We start from the raw sequence: 20,111 nt of genomic DNA, 5'->3' as shown, positions 1-20,111 counted from the left end.
AGGCGCGAAAAGCAAAACGCCGCATCGGGATGCGGCGTCTCGGTGGCGCGGGCGACCTTCTTACGCGATGCGCGACAACAGCTCGCGAGCCTCTTCCTTCTGCTGCTCGTCGCCCTGGTCGATCACCTCGTTGAGGATGTTGCAGGCGCTCTGGATCTCGCCCTGCTCGATGTAGGTCATGGCCAGGCTCATCTTGCGGCGGGCGGCCAGGTCGTCCAGCGGACGCTCGCTCGACAGGTCGTCGCCGAAGGCATCGAGGAAGTCGTCGCTGAGGTCCGCCTCGAAACCCGAGTGCGCCGACGGCTGCTCCGGCTCGTCCAGCTCGAACACCTCCGGCAGCTCCTGCAGGTTGGAATGGAAGTCCGGCTCCTCTTCGACCTCGGCCTTGCCCTGCCCTGCCCTGGACGCCTGGTTGGGGAACGGGTTGATCAGGTCCCAGTCGGCGTCCAGCGACAGGTCGTCGAGGTTCAGCGGGTAATCGTTGGGGTCTTCGTCAGGCGCCGCGTGGGCGACCGGTGCGGGCGGCAGATCGTCCAGGTCGAGCACGGCATCCTGCAACGGGTCGACCCGCGAGTCGGCCATCGCCACGGCATCGGCATCCGCGTTCATCGCCGGATAGCGGGTCTTGATCCGCTCGAGCTGCGCCGGGCTCGCGCCCATCTCGCGCAGCACCGCTTCCTCGCGGGCGAAACCGCCGAGATCGCCGTTCTCGGCGAGCACTTCGAGCAGGCGCAAACGCAGGTCCATGCGCGCTGGCGCGTTTTCCAAGGCCTGGCGCAAGGTGCTTTCGGCCTCGCCGAAGCGACCGTAGGCGATGTAGATGTTGGCGGCTTCCAGCGGATCGGTGGAGATCTGCGTGCGAGTCTCGACGGGCTGCTCGACGCTGGCGGTGCTGCGCACGCGCGCCGGGCTGACCAGCGCGTCGTCCTCGACCACCGGCACCACGACCACCTGAGGGTCCGGCAGCCGCGCGGGCTTGCGCCGGCGGCGCAGGAGCAGCAGCAACGCCAGCAGCATCACCAGGCAGAAGGCGCCGATCAGCCAGATCGACGAACCGGTCGACTGCTCGGCCTCGGCGGCCGGCTCCTGGGCGGCCGGCTCCTCGGCGACGGGCACGGCCGGAGCGGGCTCGCCAGCGGGAGAAGTCTGCGCAGGAGCGGTCTGGGCAGCGTCCGTCGGCGGCAGGGCCGGCTCGGATTCGTCCTGCGGCGCCGCGGCCGATGCCTGATCGTCCAGCGGCGCCACGGCATCCGCAGGCGGCGCTTCCGGCTGGCCGGACGCCGCGATATCCGCCGGCGCTGCGGCGGACGGGCCCGGCTCGGCCGCGGCGGGCGCGGTCGCCTGGGGAACAGCCGCTGGAGTCGCGCCGAGACGCGACTCCAGGCTGGCCAGTTGCTGGTCCTTCTCGCTCAGTTGCTGCTGAAGGATCTGCAGCTGGTTCTGCAGGTCGCGCATCTGCTGCTGCAGGGACTGGCTTTCGGCGGTGCTGGACGCGAGTTCCTCATCCACGCGCCGTTGCAGGGCAGCCTGGCTTTCCGGGGAACCGGGAACACCGGGCATCGGTGCGGAGGGCCGAGTGTTCTCCAGCTCTTCATCCTCGCTGGACAGCGAGAGCATCGCGGGCGGCGCCTCTTCGGCGAGCGTATCGGGCAGCAGCAACTCCGCCCCCACCTTGAGGCGATGCGCTTCGCCGCCGACGAAGGCCTGCGGATTGAGCAGCTGGATATCGCGCATCAGCCCTTCCAGCGAGGCTTCGCCGCCCGGGTTGAAGCGTCTGGCGATGGCCCACAGGCTGTCGCCGCTGGCGACGCGGTAGTGCTTGCCCTGCACGGCGGCGGGCAGCGGACCGGAGGGCGCGCGCGCGGCGACCGGCGCGCTGCGCACGGCGGCGGTAGCCGCGGCGCGGGGAGTACGACTCGGCGCGGCGGTCGCACTCGGAGCGGGCGCGGCGCTGGCCACGTATGACGATTCCGGGGGGTCCAACAGCAGGGTGTACTCACGAAGCAGTGTGCCGCCCGGGCGCGCCACCTCGACGATGAAATTCAGATAGGGCTCGCGCACCGGCTGGGTGGACACCACCCGCACCACGCTGCCCTTGCCGCGCACGACCGGGGTGAAACGCAGATCGTTGAGGAAGAACGGCCGGTCGACGCCGGACTGGTCGAAAGCGCTCTGGCTGGCGAGGCGCACCTTGATCTCGTCGCGGGTCAGGTCACCCACGTCGAGCAGTTCAATTTCGGCGCTCAGCGGCTGATTGAGCGCGGACTGCAGATTGATGTCCCCGAGACCCAGTGCGGGAACCAGCCCTGAATAAAGCGCCGATCCCGATACAAGGGTCAGCACCAAGAGCTGGTGAACTCTAGCCATGTTTCCTCCCGGTGGTCCGGCTCGATCCGGAGCCTGTTCTTGAAATGCGCGACATCGACGAAACATGCACAGTGAGGCAGATCCAATTAACCCGGAAAATCATCCAGATACCTAGTACGGGATGCTAGTCGAAGGATACGTGAGCCACGCAGTATAGCGGCCCTATGCCAGCACATCCGAGCACTCCGTTCCGTTTATCGTCAGAAAAGCGCCTTTCTCGAGGGCTTCACGACGGACGACCGTCATATTGTCTGGCGCCGCAACGCGATACAACGGCAATGGGCAGGAAACTCGGCGCCAGGCGCCCGGCGGCGATCACCGGTAAGCAGGCGGCGACGCGCCCGCAAACGTCAGGGGTTCTGGAGATTGGCGAGGATGTGCGAGTGGACCTGCTGGCAGCGTTGCAGGTCCTCCGGATCGATGCCCTGGAACAGTTCGCGACGCAGTTGCGAGGAGATCGCCTCGATCCGTTCGATCAGGGGCTTGGCTTCCGGACTGAGGGCGATCTTCTTGGCCCGACGGTCTTCGGGAACCGCGAGGCGACGCACCAGGCCCTGGGCTTCGAGGCTGTCGAGCAGTCGCGCCAGCGTCGGACCCTCGACCCCTACGCTCTGCGCCAGCTCGCGCTGGGTCGGCTGCTCGGCGAAACGCCCCAGGTGCAGCAGCACCAGCCAGCGCGCCTGGGAGAGGCCAAGCCCGGCGAGTCGGCGGTCGAGCTCGCCACGCCAGGCGCGCGACAGCTGCGATACCTGCATGGCGAAGCGGTGATGATCGTATTCGGACATTGCGCCTGTACCATAAAACTAATAATTAGCGAGCTAACCATAGCACTGGGGCGGGCGGCAAGTCCGCAGATGGTCGCGCCCAATGCCAAGCGGCGGATTTCCCTGGGATTTTAGGTTTCCGAAGATTACCGGGCGAGGTTCAGGCCTGGAATTCCGCCTGCAGCGCCGCACGTACGCAGTGCAACACACCCTCGTTGACCCGGCCACGGAACTGCTCGGCCAGTTCGGCCACCGGCGGCAGCTCGCCCTCGCCATCGAGGAAGGCGTCCTGGACTTCGCCCAGCAGTTCTTCCGGCAGGTCCAGAGCCTGTTCCAGCGACAGCTGCTGCTCGGCGATGGCTTCGGCGAGCAGCGCGTAGACGTTCTTTTCCGTGCACTTGAGCTGGCTGGCGACCTGCGACGGCGTCATTCCGGCCCGCACCAGGCTGATCAGCTCATGACGCAGATCGACGGGGGTACTGGCCGGCTCGGCCTTGCCGCCGAGCACGTCGAGGAAGGCCTCGCCGTAGCGCTCCAGCTTGCGCGCGCCGACGCCGCTGACGCGCCCCATGGCGCTGAGCGTGGTCGGCATGCTGCGCAGCATTTCCAGCAGCGTGGCATCGGGGAAGATCACGTAAGGCGGCACGCCGTGCTCCTCGGCGAGCTTGCGGCGCAGCGCGCGCAGCGCTTCCCAGGTGTCGCGCTCGTGGCTCTGCACCAGTTGGCTGGCCGCGCTGGAGGTGGACTTGGGCGCCTTGGTGGTGAGGTCGCGCCGCAGCTCCAGCGTCACCTCGCCCCGCAACAGCGGCCGGCAGCTCTCGCTCAGGCGCAGACCGCCGTAGCCCTCCAGGTCGATATCGACGAGGCCGCGGGCGACCAGTTGGCGGAACAAGGTGCGCCACTCGCTCTCGCTGCGCGCCTTGCCTACACCGAACACCGACAGGTGCTGATGGCCCGGCCCGCGAATTTTCTCGTTGTCGCGACCGAGCAGGATGTCGACCAGATGACCGACCCCGTAGCGCTGGCCGCTGCGGTAGATCGCCGACAGCGCCTGGCGCGCCGGCTCGGTGGCGTCCCAGGTCTGCACGCCGTCGACGCAGTTGTCGCAGTGGCCGCAGGGCGCGGCCAATTCTTCGTCGAAATAGGCCAGCAGCGTCTGCCGCCGGCAGCGGGTTTCCTCGCAAAGAGCGAGCATCGCGTCCAGCTTGTGCTGCTCGACGCGCTTGTGGCGCTCGTCGCCTTCGGAGTTGGCGAGCATCTGCTTGAGGAACACCACGTCCTGCAGCCCGTAGGCCATCCAGGCGTCCGCCGGAAGGCCGTCACGGCCGGCGCGGCCGGTTTCCTGATAATAGGATTCCAGCGATTTCGGCAGGTCGAGGTGGGCGACGAAACGCACGTTGGGCTTGTCGATGCCCATGCCGAAGGCGATGGTCGCGACCATGATCAGGCCTTCCTCGTTGAGGAAGCGCTTCTGGTGATAGGCCCTCAGTTCGCTGGGCAGGCCGGCGTGATACGGCAATGCCGGGAAGCCCTGCTCGGCGAGGAAGGCGGCGACCTCCTCGACCTTCTTGCGCGACAGGCAGTAGACGATACCGGCATCGCCCTTGCGCTCGGCGAGGAACGCCAGCAATTGCTTGCGCGGCTGCTCCTTGGGGACGATACGGTAGAAAATGTTCGGCCGGTCGAAGCTCGACAGGTAGCGCTCGGCGTCTTCCAGATGCAGGCGCTGGACGATTTCCTCGCGGGTGCGCTTGTCCGCCGTGGCGGTCAGCGCCAGGCGCGGCACCTTGGGGAAGAGTTCGGCGAGCTGCCCCAGTTGCAGGTATTCGGGGCGGAAATCGTGGCCCCACTGCGACACGCAATGCGCCTCGTCGATACCGAACAGGGCGATGTCGAGCCGTTGCAGGAAGGCCAGCATGCGCGGTTGCACCAGACGTTCGGGCGCCAGGTAGAGCATCTTGATCTCGCCGCGGCGGATGCGCTCGGCGATCAGTCGCTGCTCGTCGTTGCTCAGCGTCGAGTTCAGCGCCACCGCAGCCACGCCGAGTTCGTCGAGGGTCGCGACCTGGTCGTCCATCAGCGCGATCAGCGGCGAGACGATCACCGCCAGACCCTCGCGCAGCAGCGCCGGCACCTGGTAGCAGAGCGACTTGCCGCCGCCCGTGGGCATCAGCACCAGGGCGTCGCCACCTTGCGCCACGCGCTCGATTATCGCCGCCTGATTGCCGCGGAAGGCGTCGTAGCCGAAAACGTCTTTGAGGATGCGCAGGGCCTGGTCGAGCATGCCGGTCTCCGAAGGAAGGCGCGCATTATAAGCGCAAACACCCGCCGTACCGGCCGCCGCGCGTATCGCGGATGAGCGGTACGCGCCGATCTCGCCGCACGCCGCAGTTTTCCCTGAGCCTTGTGTGCGGGCTTTGCTAGAATCCAGCGCTGATCTCTTCCCCAGGTACCCCACGATGTCCTTCGCCGAGCAACTGTCCCGCCTGCAAGCCTTTCTCGATGCCGACGAACTGCACGAGGAGGCCCTGGACTACGTGGCCGCCCACGGTTACCTGACTGCCCTCTCCATCTGCCCGCAGCCGGTACCGGAGCGCGAGTGGATCGACGCGCTGTTCGCCGAGCCGCCGCACTACCGCAGCGACGCCGAGCGCGCGGAAATCGAGGAAAGCCTCATCCAGCTCAAGGCGCTGATCGCCCGCCAGTTGGCCAGCGACGAGGACATGGAGCTGCCCTGCGAGCTCGACCTCGGCGAAACCCCCGACGACTCCGACCTGCGCGGCTGGTGCATCGGATTCATGGAAGGCGTGTTCCTGCGCGAATCGGTGTGGTTCGAAGACGCCGAAGACGAAGTCAGCGAGCTGCTGCTGCCGATCATGGTCGGTTCGGGGCTGTTCGACGAACAACCCGAGTTCGACGAGATCGCCGCCGACCCTGACCTCGTCGACAGCATGGTCGAGCAGATTCCCGAGCTGCTCACCGCGCTCTACCTGCTGTGCCAGGCCCCGGAAGAAAAACCCGCACTGCTCAAGCCGCGCCACTGAGCCAAGCCCGGGCATGGCCGCTCGCGAATTCGCCCCGAGCCGCAACCCCTGGGTGCGCTACGTGCTGCTCGGCATTGGCTGGACGAGCGTGGCGCTCGGGGTCATCGGCATCTTCCTGCCGGTGCTGCCGACCACGCCGTTCCTGCTGCTCGCCGCGGCCTGCTTCGCACGCAGTTCGAGGCGTTTCTACGAATGGCTGGTGGATCATCCGCGGCTTGGCCCGTGGATTCGCGACTACCTCGACGGCGAAGGCATCCCGCTCAAGGGCAAGGTCTACGCCATCGGCCTGATGTGGGCGAGCATCGCCCTCTCCTGCTACCTGGTGCCGCTGTTCTGGGCGCGCACCTTCATGCTCACCAGCGCGGTGTGCGTGAGCCTCTACATCCTCAAACAGAAAACCCGACCGCCGCGCTGACCTGTCAGGGCACGTGGTTGCGCCGGTAGGTCTCCTCGCCCATCGCTTCGATCTGACCGTCGATCAGCCGCTCGAACGGGCGCAACAGGGCGTCGAAGCTCGCCGGAGATTCGAGCAGGTTCAGCGCCGCCACCACCGCCTCGAGGGTCGACAGCGCACCCGCGGCCGGCGCCTTGCGCACCCGGTAGCGCGAGGTCATCCCGTCCGGCAGGGCGAGGCGCGGCAGGGCCGCCAGCGCAGGATTCAGGTGAAGCAGCTTGCGCGCCTTGCGCCAGGTGCCATCCGGCACCACCAGCAGCAGCGGGCGGGAATCCTCGCGCGGGATACCGGCGCCCAGCACCTCGGCATCAGCGCCGGGAAACAGCAGGCAGGGTCGGTAGCCGGGATCGTCCAGACGCGACTGCAGGTCCTCGAAACGCTCGCCGATCAGCAGCTCGGCGTTCTGCAGGCCCAGCGCCGCCAGGCGCGCGGTATTCAGAGCGTGCCCGGATTCGCTCGGGTGCTGCAGCAGCAACACGCGGCTACGGCTCGGCAGGGACGGAATGAGCGCACACAGGCAGTGGCTCAACGGGCGGATGCAGCGGGGACATTGCGGACGGGACATTGGCGTTCTGGCGAGAGTGGAGCGGCGGCGCAGTCTGCCACAGGTGCGCCGCCAGGAGACCTCAGCGGGCGAAACGCTCGGCCAGACCGTGCAGGTAGCCGGCCATCTGTTCCAGCTCCTGGCAGATCGCCGCGCCCTGCTGGGCGTGTCCGGCGCTGTTGTCGGAAAGCTGGGCGATGCGCGTGATCTGCCGGTTGATGTCCTCCACCACCAGGCTCTGCTGTTCAGAGGCCGCCGCCATCTGCTGGCTCATGCCGCTGATGCGCGTCACCGCCTGACTGATGCTGCCCAGCGACTGATGCACCGATTCCACGCTGCCCAGGCTTTCCTGCGACATCGACTCGCCGCGGCTGACGCTGCTCACCGCGCGGTCGGTGCCGGTGCGTAGGCTCGCGATCAACTGATGGATCTGCTCGGTGGACTGCCGCGTGCGCGCCGCCAGGGCGCGAACCTCGTCGGCGACCACGGCGAAACCGCGCCCCTGCTCGCCGGCCCGCGCCGCTTCGATGGCCGCGTTGAGCGCCAGCAGGTTGGTCTGCTCGGCGATGGAGGTGATCACGTCGACAACGCTGCCGATGGCGTGCATCGACGACGCCAGCTCGGTCACCGCCTCGCCGATGTCGTTCACCGCCGCCGCCATCTGCTGCATGGTCACGCGGCTGCCGCCGGCCAGAGTCTGCCCCTCGCCGGCGATGCGGTCGGCATCTTCGGCGGCCCGCGCGGTGTCCTGCACGTTGCGCGCGATTTCCTGGATGGTCGCCGCCATCTGGTTGATCGCGGTGGCGGACTGATCGGTCTCGTTGCGCTGCTGCTCCAGCAGTTCGGCGCTGGCGCGCGAGGTTTCCGAGGACTGAGCGGCGCGCTGGCGCACCTGCTCGGCGGCGTCCTCCAGGCGGCTCAGGGCCGTCTGCAAGCGCGCCTCCTGGCTGATCAGCGCCATGTCCAACTCGGCCTGGGCACCCTGGCCATCGGAATAGGTGAGCGCCACCAGCGGATCGGTGAAGGCTTTCGGGTGATCGCGCAGAGTTTTCCTGATGTCTTCCTGGCGCGTGAACGACAGCCAGGTCGCCAGGCCGAGCATGCAGGCGGCCACCAGCGCGGTGAACGCCCAGCCGTCGAGCACGCGGTCGAGCCCGATGATCAGCGCCGCGGCGACGATCAGCGGCCAGGAACGCTGCAGTTCGTGGGTGATGCGCGCCACCTGCGAGCGGGCGGGCTTGCCAGCGCGCAGGCGCGCATAGAGGGCGTCGGCGCGGCGCACCTGCTCGCGGGTCGGAAGCGAGCGCACCGACTCGTAGCCGACCATCTTGCCGTCCTCGTAGATCGGCGTGACGTAAGCGTTGACCCAATAGAAGCTGCCATTCTTCGAGCGGTTCTTCACCAGCCCCATCCACGGCTTGCCGCTCTGCAGCGAGGCCCACATCAGGCCGAAGACGGCGGGAGGCATGTCCGGATGGCGGACCAGGTTGTGCGGCTGGCCGATCAGCTCGTCGTAGCTGTAGCCGCTGACGCGGACGAAGGCGTCGTTGCAATAGGTGATGTTGCTTTGCAGGTTAGTCGTGGAGATCAGGCGCTCCTCGCTGGAGAAGGTGATCTCCGTATTACTGACAGGCAAATTTTGACGCATCGGCAACATTCCTTCGCAAGGTTGGTTTTTAGGACGTCCTGTTCTCTTCATGTCTAGCACAACCGATGCGCCTGTCACGGCGCGACCTTGGTCGCAGGCGCCAGGCAAAGGCAGGGAATGCGCCGGAACGCCGGCTCGTCCGGGCGATGCCGCGGGAGGTCGTGCCCTCGCGCCGGATTGGGTAGACTGCACACCCGCCTAATTCACCCGAGCGCCCCGCATGTCCTGGCTGCAGACTCCGCCTTAGTCCCTCGCCGCTGCGCCGACCCCAAGCCTTCCGCGCCGACGTGCCTCACGTCCGTGCGCCTTGTTTTCCAGCGCCCGCCCTGTTTCGTCCCGACGGGAAAAATACGACGGGCGGCGCCCCGTCCGGACTTTTCCATGCTGCAGACGTTCAAGCAAACCTGGCTGTTCAACCTTCGCGGCGACCTGCTGGCGGGCCTGGTGGTCGCCCTGGCGTTGATCCCGGAAGCCATCGCCTTCTCGATCATCGCCGGCGTCGACCCCAAGGTCGGCCTCTACGCCTCGTTCTGCATCGCCGTGGTGATCGCCTTCGTCGGCGGCCGTCCGGGGATGATCTCCGCCGCCACCGGGGCGATGGCGCTGCTGATGGTCACGCTAGTGAAGAACCACGGGCTGGAATACCTGCTCGCCGCCAGCCTGCTCTGCGGGGTGCTGCAGATCGGCGCGGGTTTGCTGCGCCTCGGCGCGTTGATGCGCTTCGTCTCGCGCTCGGTGGTCACCGGCTTCGTCAACGCGTTGGCTATCCTGATCTTCATGGCGCAACTTCCCGAGCTGACCCACGTGACCTGGCACGTCTACGCGATGACCGCGGGCGGCCTGGCGATCATCTACCTGTTCCCCCACGCGCCGACGCTGGGGCGGCTGATCCCCTCGCCGCTGGTGTGCATCCTCTCGATGACCGCGCTGTCGATCTCCCTCGGCCTGGACATCCGCACGGTCGGCGACATGGGCGCGCTGCCCGACACGCTGCCGGTGTTCCTCTGGCCGCAGGTGCCACTGACCTTCGAGACGTTGGCGATCATCTTCCCCTACGCCGCCGCGATGGCGGTGGTCGGCCTGCTGGAGTCGCTAATGACCGCGACCATCGTCGACGAGCTGACCGATACCGCCAGCGATAAGAACCGCGAGTGCAGGGGCCAGGGCATCGCCAACATCGCCGCCAGCCTGCTCGGCGGCATGGCCGGCTGCGCGATGATCGGGCAGTCGGTGATCAACGTGAAATCAGGCGGCCGCGGGCGTTTGTCGACGCTCGTCGCCGGCTCGGTGCTGCTGCTGATGGTGGTATTCCTCAGCGACTGGGTTCAGCAGATCCCCATGGCCGCGCTTGTGGCGGTGATGATCATGGTGTCGATCGGCACTTTCAGCTGGGATTCGCTGCGCCATTTCCGCCGCTACCCGCTGTCGACCAACCTGGTGATGCTGGCCACGGTCGCGGTGGTCGTGGTGACGCACAACCTGGCTTACGGCGTGCTCGTCGGCGTGCTGCTGGCGGCGCTGTTCTTCGCCAACAAGATCGGCCATCACCTGCACGTGGAAACCTCCGGTGACAGCGAGCTGCGCGCCTACCGGGTGGTCGGCCAGGTATTCTTCGCCTCGTCGACACGCTTCGGCGCCGCCTTCGACTTCCGCGAGGCGCCGCTGCGGGTGAGCATCGACCTCACCCACGCGCACTTCTGGGACGTCACCGCGGTCGCCGCGCTGGACAAGGTGGTGCTGAAATTCCGCCGCGAAGGCGCCCAGGTCGAGGTGCTCGGAATGAACCAGGCCAGTGCCACGCTGGTCGATCGTTTCGGTGTGCATGACAAGGCGCAGGATCTCGACCTGCCAACGGGTCACTGAAGGAGAAACACCATGAGCCAGGTACTGGCGTGCATCGATGCTTCCGTTTCCGCACCCGCCGTCGTCGACTATGCCGCCTGGGCGGCGCTGCGCATGAGCGCGTCGCTGAGTTTCCTGCATGTGCTCGACGAGCAGCGCTACCCGCACGCCGACCTCAGCGGCAACATCGGCCTGGGCAGCCGCGAGGCCCTGCTCAACGAACTCTCCTCGCTGGATGCCCAGCGTAACCGCCTGGCCCTGGAAGATGGCCGCGTGCTGCTGCAGGAAGCCCGCCAGCGCGCCCACTCGGCGGGCGTTCCGATCGCCGAAACCCAGCAGCGCCACGGCGACCTGCTGCACAGCCTGAACGAGCTGCAGGGCGACACGCAGTTGCTGGTGATGGGCCGCCAGGGCGAGCGCAGCGGCGGCCACGCGCTGCAGATCGGCAGCCAGCTGGAGAACGTCATCCGCGCCGTGCCGCGGCCGATCCTGGTGGCGCCGAGCACGTTCCGCGTGCCGCGACGGCTGATGCTCGCCTTCGACGGCAGCGTCACCGCGCGCCAGGCCGTGGAAACCCTGGCCAGCGGGGCGCTCTGCGAGGGCATGCCGATCCACCTGGTGATGATCGGTGCCGACACCGGCGACAACTGGGCGCCGCTGGACAACGCCGCCGCACGCCTGGCCGCCGCCGGCTACGACGTCCGCCAGGCGATTCGCCACGGCGAGGTCGTCGCCTCGCTGCTCGCCTATCAGGAAGAGCACAGCATCGACGTGCTGGCGATGGGCGCCTACGGGCATTCGCGCATCCGCCAGTTCCTCGTCGGCAGCACCACCGGCGCGCTTCTGCGCTCCAGCAGCGGCGCCCTGCTGATCCTGCGCTGAGGACCGCTGGTTCCCGGCGACGGCGCGTGCCCTCGATCCTGGGTTACCCTTCACGACGCTGCGACCCAAAGACGCAGCGTTGCGGCCCCGCCACGACCGGGAGCCACCGTCGACCCGTGGGCAGCGCCCACCGGCGCGCGCCACCACCAGGGGATGCCCATGAAAATCGCCGTATTCAGCACCCAGCCCTACGACCGACGCTTCCTCGATGAAGCCAACCTGCAGAGCGACCCGAGCAATCCCTTCGAACTCGTCTACCAGGACGCTAGCCTTTCCGCCAGGACCGTGTCGCTGGCCCAGGGTTGCGAGGCGGTGTGCGTGTTCGTCAACGACGTGCTCGACGCCGAGGTGCTCGAAGCCCTCGCCGGCTATGGCGTGCGCGCCGTGCTGCTGCGCTGCGCCGGTTTCAACAACGTCGACCTGCAGGCCGCCCATCGCCTGGGCCTGTTCGTCGCGCGGGTGCCGGCCTACTCGCCGGAAGCCGTCGCCGAACACACCCTGGCGCTGGTAATGACCCTCAACCGGCAAACCCACCGCGCCTACAACCGCGTGCGCGAAGGCAATTTCATGCTCGACGGCCTGCTCGGCATCACCCTGCACGGCAAGACCGTCGGCATCGTCGGCACCGGCAAGATCGGCGTCGCCACCGCGCGCATCTTCAAGGGCCTGGGTTGCCGCGTGCTCGGCTACGACCCCTACCCTTCGGCGGATTTCCAGGCCGTCGGCGAGGTCGTGGAGCTGGACGATCTGCTCGGCGCATCCGACATCGTTTCGCTGCACTGCCCGCTGATGGATAGCACGCGGCACATGATCAACCGCGAGAGCATCCGCCAGATGAAACGCGGCGCGATGCTGGTGAACACCTCGCGCGGCGCGCTGATCGACACCCCGGCGGTGATCGCCGCGCTGAAGTCCAGGCAGCTGGGCTCGCTGGCCATCGACGTCTACGAGCAGGAGGCGCAGCTGTTCTTCCACGACCGCTCCGGCGACATCATCGACGACGACGTCTTCCAGCGTCTGATGACCTTCCCCAACGTCCTGGTCACCGGCCACCAGGGCTTCTTCACCGTGGAAGCGCTGCGCGAGATCTCCGCGGTGACGCTGCACAACCTGAGCTGCCTGCGCGACGGCGTCGCCTGCGCCAACGTCGTTCCCGCGGTCTAAGGATCCCTCCATGTGGCAACAAACCTACGATCCGCTGGGTAACGCCTACCTGTCCGCGTTGCTGTCCGCCGTGCCGATCCTGTTCTTCCTCTTCGCCCTCACCGTACTCAAGCTCAAGGGACTCAACGCGGCGCTGCTGACCCTGGCGATCTCGCTGGTGGGCACGCTGCTGCTGTTCGGCATGCCGCCGGCATCGATCCTCGCCGCCGCCGCGTTCGGCTTCCTCAGCGGGCTGTGGCCGATCGGCTACATCGTGCTGATGGCCGTGTGGTTGTACAAACTGGCAGTGAAGAGCGGCAAGTTCGAGGTGATCCGCGGCAGCATCGCGACCATCTCCGAGGACCAGCGCGTCCAGGTGATCCTCATCGCCTTCTGCTTCGGCGCCTTCCTCGAAGGGGCCGCCGGCTTCGGCGTGCCGATCGCGATCTGCGCAGCGCTGCTGGTGGAGCTGGGCTTCAATCCGGTCAAGGCGGCGATGCTCTGCCTGCTGGCCAACGCAGCCTCCGGCGCCTACGGCGCGATTGGCGTTCCGGTGCTGGTCGGCGCCCAGCAGGGCGGCGTGGCGCTGGCCGACATGTCGCTGATGATGATCGCGATCATCCAGCTCTCCACGCTGTTCGTGCCGACCCTGCTGATCGCCGTGCTCGACGGCTGGCGCGGCGTGCGCGAGACCTGGCCGGTGCTGTTGCTGATCGGCGCGCTGTTCAGCGTGAGCCAGGCGCTGGTGTTGTATTTCCTCGGCCCGGAGCTGGCCGACATCGTGCCGCCGCTGCTGAGCATGGGCACGCTGGCCGCCTTCATGCAGTTCTGGCGACCGCGGCACATTTACCGCGAGGAAGGCGCGCCGCCGTTGTCCTCGCAGCGCTGGGCGCTGCCCGCAGTAATCTCCGCCTGGTCGCCGTTCTACATCCTCACCGCGGTGATCCTGACCTGGAGCCTGCCGCCGTTCAAAGCCCTGTTCGCCGCCGACGGACCGCTGGTGGCGACGGTGCTGAAGCTGCCGATCCCGTTCCTCGACCTGCGCATCGAGGAGTTGCCGCCCATCGTCGCCGCACCCCACGCGCTGCCGGCGGTATGGAACGTCGCCCTGATCAGCGCGCCGGGCACCGCCATCCTCATCGCGGTGATCCTCACCACGCTGTTCTCCTCGCGGCTGTCGCTGCGCAGTTCCGTGCATCAGCTGGAGAAGACCGTCAGCGAGCTGTGGCGGCCGATCTGCATGATCTCGCTGATCATGGCGGTGGCCTATATCGCCAACTTCTCCGGCGCTTCGTCGAGCATCGGCCTGAGCGTCGCCGAGAGCGGCAGGGTGTTCCCGCTGATCTCCCCGGCAATCGGCTGGCTCGGCGTGTTCATCACCGGCTCGGTGGTCAACAGCAACACCCTGTTCGCCCACCTGCAGTCGATCACCGCCACGCAGATCGGCACCAGCCAGGCGCTGCTGGTGGCGGCCAACACCTGCGGCGGGGTGATGGGCAAGCTGATCTCGCCGCAATCCATCGCCATCGCCGCCGCGGCGGTGGGCCAGGTGGGCGGCGAGTCGCAGATCATGCGCACCACGCTGGGCTACAGCCTGGCGCTGCTGGGCTACGTGTGCCTGTGGACGCTGGTGCTGTCGCTGCTGCTCTGAGCCAACGCCTCAGAGGCTGTCGCCAAGCGGCGTCGCGCAGCGTGCGTCGACGCTGCTGTGGATGTCGCCCTGGCGCCCGTCGCTGACCAGCACCGCGCGGCGCTGGGCGATGGCGTCGCGCAGGGCGGCGTAGTAGTCCGGTTGCCGCTCCAGGCGCTCGGTGAGCGGCAGCGCCTCGGCGCGCCCGTCAACCACCCCGCCGACGGTACTCGCGGTCGCCAGTGCATCGTAGGTATCGCTGTCGATGCCACCCAGCGGGTCGAGCAGCATGCCCATCACCACGCCCAGGCTGTCGCGGCTGTTGTGGCTGCCGAGCAACGGCAACTCGAGCACCGGGCCGTCGCCCACGCCCCAGACACCGAAGGTCTGGCCGAAATCCGCGCGGTGGTGCGGCATGCCCCAGCGCTCGGCGACGTCGACTATGCCCAGCACGCCGAAGATCGTGTTCACGCCAAAGCGCCCGAGGGTGTTGGCCGAACGCTTGAGGTTGCCCTGCAGCAGGTCGTTGACGAACACCTTGGGCTCGCCGAAGTTGTCGACGAAGCCGTGCACGCCGCCGCGCACCGGCTCGGGTAGCTTCTCGTAGCCGCGTGCCACCGGCTTGAGCGCATAGTCGTCCAGTACGCGATTGAAGGCGAACAGCCCGCGGTTGACCGACTCGGCCGGGTCATGCGCGCTGGCCGAGGCCGTGCAACCGCCGGGCGCCACCTCCATCTGGGCGCAGCCGGACAGACACAGCAGCGCGAGCGCCGCCAGCGGCGGCAACGCCCGGCGCCGCAGCGTCGATGGCTGGAAAGTCGCGTCGCGCGAAACCTCGGGAACACCGTTGCGTACTGCCTTCATCCTGCACCCTCCCGTTGATTGATCGGCGCAGGGTGCGGGGCGATTCTTGCCCGAAGATGTCCCGTTGATGTCGTCGCGGAAGGATTGTTACCCGATTGAAATATATGACCGGCGGCGCCCTTTGCCTTTAGATTGGCCGCTCGAACGGGGTAGCGGACAACCTGATAGTGAGCAGAATCCTGATCGTCGACGATGACCTGGAAATCCTCGCCCTGCTGCAGAAATTCTTCTGCCGGCACGGCTATGACGTCGAGGTCGCCTGCGATGGTGCGAGCATGTGGAAAGCCATCGAACGGCAGGTGCCGGAGCTGGTGATCCTCGACCTGATGCTGCCCGGCGAGGACGGCCTGTCGCTGTGCCAGCGGCTGCGCGCGGAGCAGCGGGTGGCGATCCTCATGCTCACCGCGATGGGCGAGCTGAGCGACCGCATCGTCGGCCTCGAACTCGGCGCCGACGACTACCTGAGCAAGCCCTTCGATGCCCGCGAGCTGCTGGCGCGGGTACGCGCGGTGCTGCGCCGCGCCGGCGACGCCCGGCCCCCGCGCGACGACGCGCGCCCTTTGCTGGGGTTTTCCGGCTGGCAACTGGACGTCACCCGCCGCGAACTGCGCTCGCCGGAAGGGGTGATGATTCCGCTCTCCGGGGGCGAGTTCGACCTACTGCTGGTGTTCGCCGAGCACCCGCAGCGCATCCTCAGCCGCGAGCAGTTGCTCGACCTCGCCCGCGGCCATGCGCACGACGCCATCGACCGCAGCATCGACGTCCAGGTCAGCCGCCTGCGGCGCAAGCTGGAAGCCGACGCCAAGCGTCCGGTGGTGATTCGCACCGTGCGCAACGGCGGCTACCTGTTCATCCCCGCGGTCAGCCGCCTGTGAAGCGACGGGTACGGCCGCGCGACACCCTCGTTCGCTGGATCGCCCTGACCATCGCCCTGGCGATGCTCGTCTCGCTGGCGCTGAACGCGCTCTTCATCGAGGTCGCCGGGGTCTGGGCGAAGCCGCCGCTGACTCAGACCGGCCTGCTGGAGCAGGTCGCCGGTGTGGTCCGGGTGATCGAGGCCGCGCAGAGCGAACTGCGCCCACGCCTCGCCGACGCGGCTGGCAACCCGCTGTTCGCCGTGGAATGGCAGGCGCGGCGCGACGCCATCGCGACGCCGGCGGCGGACGATCCGGTGTTCCACGACGGCACGCGGACGATGCGGCGCCTGCTCGGCGACCCGCAGCGGCGGGTGGAGGCCTTCGAGCCCGACGACTTCCCCGACGGCAGCAGCGCGCGCCGCTACCTGATGCTGGTACAACTGCAGGACGCCAGCTGGCTGGCCTTCACCACCCCGGCGCGCAGCTGGGGCCTGAACGCCACCGCCCGCGCGCTGGTGATCATCGGCCTCGCGCTGATCGCCGCGCTGTCGGTCGCGGCAGTCGCCACCCGGCGGCTGGCGACGCCGCTGCTGAGTTTCGCCAAGGCCGCGCGGCGCTTCGGCGGCGACTTCCACGCCCCACCGATCGAGGCCGTCGGCCCGCACGAAATCCGCCAGGCGATCCTCGCCTTCAACGCCATGCAGGCGCAGATCCGCCACTTCGTCGTCGACCGCACGCAGATGCTCGCGGCGATATCGCACGACCTGCGCGCGCCGCTGACGCGGATGCGCCTGCGCGGCGAGTTCATCGACGACCCCGAGCAGCAGCACAAGCTGTTCCGCGACGTCGACGAGATGCAGGCGATGATCAACGCCGCGCTGGATTTCTTCCGCGACGACGCGCGGCTGGAGCAGGCCACGCCGTTCGACCTGTCCGAGCTGCTGCTGACCCTGGTCGACGATTACCGCGACCAGGGCATCGAGGTGGCCTTCTCGGGCCCTTCCGGGCTGGTCTATCGGGGGCGCCCGCTGGGGCTCAAACGCGCCCTGACCAACCTGCTGGAAAACGCGGTCAAGTACGCCCGCGAGCCGAGCATCGATCTCCAGGCGCTGCCGGGATCGCTACTGATCCGTATCGAGGACCGCGGCCCGGGCATTGCCGAGCAGCAACTGGAGGCGGTCTTCGCGCCCTTCTACCGGCTGGAGGCGTCGCGCAACAAGGCCACCGGCGGCGTCGGCCTGGGGCTTTCCGCGGCGCGGGCGATCATCCGCGAGCACGGCGGCGAGTTGCGCCTGCGCAATCGTCCCGGTGGCGGGCTGCAGGCCTGCGTCGAGCTGCAGGCGTGAGCCGTGGACGACCGCTCACGCAGCCGGTCGATGGATAGCCCGGCGGCCCGACATCGCGCTGAAGCGAGTTTGCAATGCCGGACAGGTATGCTGTCCAACGCATCCGCAAAGTTCGATGGGTAAAGCATGTATCACGGGGAGCGCTTCAATGCCTGGACCCACCTGGTCGGCGCCGTTCTGGCACTGGTCGGCGCGGTCTGGTTGCTGATTCTCGCGGCGCAGGACGGTGCGCCACGCAAGGTCGTCGCGGTGGCCATCTACGGCGTCACGCTGGTGCTGCTCTACAGCATTTCCACCGTCTACCACAGCGTGCGAGGGCAGGCGAAGGTGGTGATGCGCAAGCTCGATCACCTGTCGATCTACCTGCTGATCGCCGGCAGCTACACGCCGTTCTGCCTGGTGACGCTGCAGGGCGCCTGGGGCTGGACGCTGTTCGGCATCGTCTGGGGGCTGGCGCTGGTGGGCATGCTGCAGGAGATCAAGCCGCGCTCCGCGGCACGCGTGCTGTCCATCGTGATCTACGCAGTGATGGGCTGGATCGTGCTGGTGGCGGTGAAGCCGCTGATCGCCGCGCTCGGCCGCGAGGGCTTCATCTGGCTGGCCGCCGGCGGCGTGTTCTACACCGTCGGGATCATCTTCTTCGCCTTCGACAGCCGCTTCCGCCACTGGCACGGCATCTGGCACCTGTTCGTCATCGCCGGCAGCCTGCTGCACTTCGTGGCGATCTTCTTCTACGTGCTCTGAGCCGCGCAAGGGCGCGGCGGCCTCCGGCTCCGGCATCTTTCCTGCAAGGTTCTTCGCGCCCTTGCCGCCAGGCCAGGTCGCCCGCATCTCGCTTTTGGCGTACCACGCCCCGGTATCGGCCGCTACAGCCCGCTGCGCTGGCGCAGCGGCACCTCCTTCCGCTAGACGAGACGCTCAATGGCATTCGACTGGGGCTACTTCCTTTCGCTGTTTTCACTGCCTTCCCTGTGGAAGGCGTGCGCCACGGTGATTCAACTCAGCGTGCTGGCCTGGCTGATCGCACTGCCGCTGGGCTTTCTGCTGGCGGCGGCGCGACAGTCCGCGCTGGCCTGGTTGCGCCTGCCGGCGGCGGCTTACGTGTTCTTCTTCCGCAGCCTGCCGTTCATCGTCCTGCTGCTGTTCGTCTACAACCTTCCGCTGCTGGTGCCCGAGGGGCGCGCGTTCTCGACGCCGTTCCTCGCCGGCCTGATCGCCCTGGTGCTCGGCCAGACCGCCTACATGGCGGACGTGCACAGCCGCGCGCTGGCGGAGGTGGGCAAGGTCCAGCAGGAAGCCGCCAGCGCCATCGGCCTGAAGCCGCTGACCACGCTGCGGCTGGTGCTGGTGCCGCAGGTGTTGCAGCGCGTTCTGCCGGCACTGACCGAGCGCTATCTGGCGACCCTCAAGCTGACCTCGGTGGTATCGCTGATCGCCCTGAGCGAGCCGTTGTGGATCGGCCAGCAGCTCTACGGCGCCAACCACAAGGTGCTGGAGACCCTGGCCGCCGTCGGCCTCTACTACGTGGCGATGGTGGCCGTGTTCGGCTGGCTGCTGGGCCGCCTGGAGTGGCGCCGGCAGTTCGTCGTCTACGAAGCGCCGCTGCTCGACGCGGAGCAGTTGCAGACCCTGCGCCGTGGCCTGCCGGCGCTGCATATCCGCGCGGCGGTCAAGGCTGCCGGCTCACCGGACGCGCTCTGGCTCACACACATCCACAAGAGCTACGGCAGCCATCCGGTGCTCGACGGGGTCAACCTGCGGGTCCGTCCCGGAGAGTCGATCGCCCTCCTCGGCCCGACGGGATCGGGGCGCAGCTCGCTGTTGCGCACGATCAACGGGCTGGAACGCATCGATCAGGGCGAGATCGTGCTGTTCGGCGAAAGCTACATCCACGCCGGCGACCACATCGGTTCGGCGCAGGTGGCCCGCGGGCTGCAACGCATCGGCATGCTTTTCGCCGACATCGGCCTGTTCCCGCATCTCAGCGTGCTCGACAACCTTCTGCTGGTACCGCGCCGGCAGCGCCGCGACGACGACCACGCGCTGCGCCGCCAGGCCTACGCCATGCTCGACCGCCTCGGCCTGCTGGCGCATGCGGGACGTTTCCCGCAGCAACTCGACCACGCCCAGCAGCAACGCGCGGCGCTGGCCCGCGCGCTGCTGCTGAAACCCGACATTCTGCTGTGCGACGACCCCACCGCGCGGCTCGAGGACCCGGTCGCCGCACGCCAGCTGCTGGACAGCCTGCGCGCACTGACCGAGCAACGCCTGAGCGTGGTGATCGTCACCGACGACACGGATTTCGCGCTGACCTGCGACCGCGTGGTGATCATGGAGAAGGGGCAGATTCGCGTTAACGGCAACGCGCAGACGCTATGCCAGAGCAGCGACCCGCTGGTACGCAAACTGCTCGATCTGGATAAGGGTGTGGGGATCGATTGATCCGTCGCGGATGCGCGAACGCCGAAGCGCAGGCTTCGGCGAAGGCTCGGAGGATGCGGCGTGGGGCGCCGCGGGATTCAGCGTCGCTGGCGGCGGCGCTCTTCGGCCAGGCGGCGCTGCTCTTCGCTGACCACACGGATCGGCTGCAGGCGGGCGGCGTGATCGGCGCCGAAGAATGCGTTGAGCTGTGCAATCAGACGTTCGAACCAGGTCTTCATACTTCTCTCCTCTTGAGCCTGTGCGGGCGGTCGTGCGACCGCCTCGCCAGAGCATAGTCCAACAGC

Annotated in this window: 17 protein-coding genes; 10 read left to right on the top strand and 7 right to left on the bottom strand. The window is 67.8% G+C overall.

Going from position 1 to position 20,111, the window contains the following annotated elements; all coding sequences use genetic code 11:
* Positions 1-60: 60 nt before the first annotated feature.
* From QMX85_RS05145 to recQ, 3 genes are all read right to left on the bottom strand, one after another.
* Positions 61-2,367, bottom strand: a complete 2,307-nt coding sequence (locus tag QMX85_RS05145) for a FimV/HubP family polar landmark protein (protein ID WP_282339113.1) — start codon at positions 2,365-2,367, stop codon at positions 61-63.
* Between the two features lie 350 nt (positions 2,368-2,717).
* Positions 2,718-3,152 (bottom strand): MarR family transcriptional regulator, encoded by a 435-nt coding sequence (locus QMX85_RS05140; RefSeq protein WP_090227608.1) that lies wholly within the window; start codon positions 3,150-3,152, stop codon positions 2,718-2,720.
* Positions 3,153-3,291: 139 nt separating this feature from the next.
* A complete protein-coding gene (recQ, locus tag QMX85_RS05135; protein ID WP_282339112.1) occupies positions 3,292-5,415 on the bottom strand; it encodes a DNA helicase RecQ in 2,124 nt (707 codons plus the stop codon).
* A 175-nt stretch (positions 5,416-5,590) separates the two neighbouring features.
* Here recQ and QMX85_RS05130 point away from each other — a divergent pair, with 175 nt between their 5' ends.
* Both QMX85_RS05130 and QMX85_RS05125 read left to right on the top strand, forming a co-directional pair.
* On the top strand, positions 5,591-6,175 hold the full coding sequence (locus QMX85_RS05130; RefSeq protein ID WP_282339111.1) for a YecA family protein: 585 nt from the start codon (positions 5,591-5,593) through the stop codon (positions 6,173-6,175).
* 13 nt (positions 6,176-6,188) lie between these two features.
* Entirely contained in the window at positions 6,189-6,590 is a 402-nt protein-coding gene (locus QMX85_RS05125) for a YbaN family protein (RefSeq protein WP_282339110.1), read from the top strand.
* Between the two features lie 4 nt (positions 6,591-6,594).
* Here QMX85_RS05125 and QMX85_RS05120 read toward each other — a convergent pair whose 3' ends face one another.
* Both QMX85_RS05120 and QMX85_RS05115 read right to left on the bottom strand, forming a co-directional pair.
* The gene (locus QMX85_RS05120) at positions 6,595-7,194 is read right to left on the bottom strand and encodes a DTW domain-containing protein (protein WP_282339109.1); all 600 of its coding nucleotides are present in this window, start codon (positions 7,192-7,194) and stop codon (positions 6,595-6,597) included.
* Positions 7,195-7,255: 61 nt separating this feature from the next.
* Positions 7,256-8,821, bottom strand: a complete 1,566-nt coding sequence (locus QMX85_RS05115) for a PAS domain-containing methyl-accepting chemotaxis protein (RefSeq protein WP_282339108.1) — start codon at positions 8,819-8,821, stop codon at positions 7,256-7,258.
* 381 nt (positions 8,822-9,202) lie between these two features.
* Between QMX85_RS05115 and QMX85_RS05110 the strand changes: the two genes are divergently transcribed.
* From QMX85_RS05110 to QMX85_RS05095, 4 genes are all read left to right on the top strand, one after another.
* Positions 9,203-10,684: a SulP family inorganic anion transporter gene (locus QMX85_RS05110; RefSeq protein WP_282339107.1), complete on the top strand. Its 1,482-nt coding sequence runs from the start codon at positions 9,203-9,205 to the stop codon at positions 10,682-10,684.
* Between the two features lie 12 nt (positions 10,685-10,696).
* Positions 10,697-11,545, top strand: coding sequence for a universal stress protein (locus QMX85_RS05105; RefSeq protein ID WP_282339106.1), 849 nt, complete (start codon positions 10,697-10,699; stop codon positions 11,543-11,545).
* A 159-nt stretch (positions 11,546-11,704) separates the two neighbouring features.
* Complete coding sequence (locus tag QMX85_RS05100; protein WP_282339105.1) at positions 11,705-12,709, top strand: 2-hydroxyacid dehydrogenase; 1,005 nt, start codon at positions 11,705-11,707, stop codon at positions 12,707-12,709.
* A 10-nt stretch (positions 12,710-12,719) separates the two neighbouring features.
* Entirely contained in the window at positions 12,720-14,339 is a 1,620-nt protein-coding gene (locus tag QMX85_RS05095; RefSeq protein WP_282339104.1) for a lactate permease LctP family transporter, read from the top strand.
* A 9-nt stretch (positions 14,340-14,348) separates the two neighbouring features.
* Here the strand turns inward: QMX85_RS05095 and QMX85_RS05090 are convergent, their stop codons facing one another.
* Entirely contained in the window at positions 14,349-15,053 is a 705-nt protein-coding gene (locus tag QMX85_RS05090) for a VacJ family lipoprotein (RefSeq protein WP_282339137.1), read from the bottom strand.
* A 296-nt stretch (positions 15,054-15,349) separates the two neighbouring features.
* Between QMX85_RS05090 and QMX85_RS05085 the strand changes: the two genes are divergently transcribed.
* From QMX85_RS05085 to QMX85_RS05070, 4 genes are all read left to right on the top strand, one after another.
* Positions 15,350-16,057, top strand: coding sequence for a response regulator (locus tag QMX85_RS05085; RefSeq protein WP_282339103.1), 708 nt, complete (start codon positions 15,350-15,352; stop codon positions 16,055-16,057).
* A gap of 62 nt (positions 16,058-16,119) precedes the next feature.
* Positions 16,120-17,385, top strand: coding sequence for an ATP-binding protein (locus QMX85_RS05080; protein ID WP_282339136.1), 1,266 nt, complete (start codon positions 16,120-16,122; stop codon positions 17,383-17,385).
* A gap of 126 nt (positions 17,386-17,511) precedes the next feature.
* The gene (locus QMX85_RS05075) at positions 17,512-18,129 is read left to right on the top strand and encodes a hemolysin III family protein (protein ID WP_282339102.1); all 618 of its coding nucleotides are present in this window, start codon (positions 17,512-17,514) and stop codon (positions 18,127-18,129) included.
* Between the two features lie 177 nt (positions 18,130-18,306).
* Positions 18,307-19,827 carry an ABC transporter permease subunit gene (locus QMX85_RS05070; RefSeq protein WP_282339101.1) on the top strand — a complete coding sequence of 507 codons (1,521 nt, stop codon included), beginning with the start codon at positions 18,307-18,309 and terminating at the stop codon, positions 19,825-19,827.
* Between the two features lie 77 nt (positions 19,828-19,904).
* Here the strand turns inward: QMX85_RS05070 and QMX85_RS05065 are convergent, their stop codons facing one another.
* On the bottom strand, positions 19,905-20,045 hold the full coding sequence (locus QMX85_RS05065) for a PA1414 family protein (protein WP_282339100.1): 141 nt from the start codon (positions 20,043-20,045) through the stop codon (positions 19,905-19,907).
* Positions 20,046-20,111: the final 66 nt, after the last annotated feature.

Source organism: Pseudomonas sp. PS02288 (assembly GCF_029959715.1).
Lineage (GTDB): Bacteria > Pseudomonadota > Gammaproteobacteria > Pseudomonadales > Pseudomonadaceae > Pseudomonas_O > Pseudomonas_O kuykendallii.
The sequence above is the reverse complement of the archived record's forward strand: the minus strand, read 5'-3'. Positions and strand labels throughout refer to the sequence as shown.

Excerpts from the sequence above, each read along its gene's own strand:
- QMX85_RS05110 (WP_282339107.1), top strand. The coding sequence starts at position 9,203 with ATGCTGCAGACGTTCAAGCAAACCTGGCTGTTCAACCTTCGCGGCGAC.
- QMX85_RS05065 (WP_282339100.1), bottom strand. The coding sequence starts at position 20,045 with ATGAAGACCTGGTTCGAACGTCTGATTGCACAGCTCAACGCATTCTTC.
- QMX85_RS05095 (WP_282339104.1), top strand. The coding sequence starts at position 12,720 with ATGTGGCAACAAACCTACGATCCGCTGGGTAACGCCTACCTGTCCGCG.
- QMX85_RS05080 (WP_282339136.1), top strand. The coding sequence starts at position 16,120 with ATGCTCGTCTCGCTGGCGCTGAACGCGCTCTTCATCGAGGTCGCCGGG.
- QMX85_RS05100 (WP_282339105.1), top strand. The coding sequence starts at position 11,705 with ATGAAAATCGCCGTATTCAGCACCCAGCCCTACGACCGACGCTTCCTC.
- QMX85_RS05090 (WP_282339137.1), bottom strand. The coding sequence starts at position 15,053 with ATGGAGGTGGCGCCCGGCGGTTGCACGGCCTCGGCCAGCGCGCATGAC.
- QMX85_RS05075 (WP_282339102.1), top strand. The coding sequence starts at position 17,512 with ATGTATCACGGGGAGCGCTTCAATGCCTGGACCCACCTGGTCGGCGCC.
- QMX85_RS05105 (WP_282339106.1), top strand. The coding sequence starts at position 10,697 with ATGAGCCAGGTACTGGCGTGCATCGATGCTTCCGTTTCCGCACCCGCC.
- QMX85_RS05140 (WP_090227608.1), bottom strand. The coding sequence starts at position 3,152 with ATGTCCGAATACGATCATCACCGCTTCGCCATGCAGGTATCGCAGCTG.
- recQ (WP_282339112.1), bottom strand. The coding sequence starts at position 5,415 with ATGCTCGACCAGGCCCTGCGCATCCTCAAAGACGTTTTCGGCTACGAC.
- QMX85_RS05115 (WP_282339108.1), bottom strand. The coding sequence starts at position 8,821 with ATGCGTCAAAATTTGCCTGTCAGTAATACGGAGATCACCTTCTCCAGC.
- QMX85_RS05145 (WP_282339113.1), bottom strand. The coding sequence starts at position 2,367 with ATGGCTAGAGTTCACCAGCTCTTGGTGCTGACCCTTGTATCGGGATCG.
- QMX85_RS05125 (WP_282339110.1), top strand. The coding sequence starts at position 6,189 with ATGGCCGCTCGCGAATTCGCCCCGAGCCGCAACCCCTGGGTGCGCTAC.
- QMX85_RS05130 (WP_282339111.1), top strand. The coding sequence starts at position 5,591 with ATGTCCTTCGCCGAGCAACTGTCCCGCCTGCAAGCCTTTCTCGATGCC.
- QMX85_RS05070 (WP_282339101.1), top strand. The coding sequence starts at position 18,307 with ATGGCATTCGACTGGGGCTACTTCCTTTCGCTGTTTTCACTGCCTTCC.
- QMX85_RS05120 (WP_282339109.1), bottom strand. The coding sequence starts at position 7,194 with ATGTCCCGTCCGCAATGTCCCCGCTGCATCCGCCCGTTGAGCCACTGC.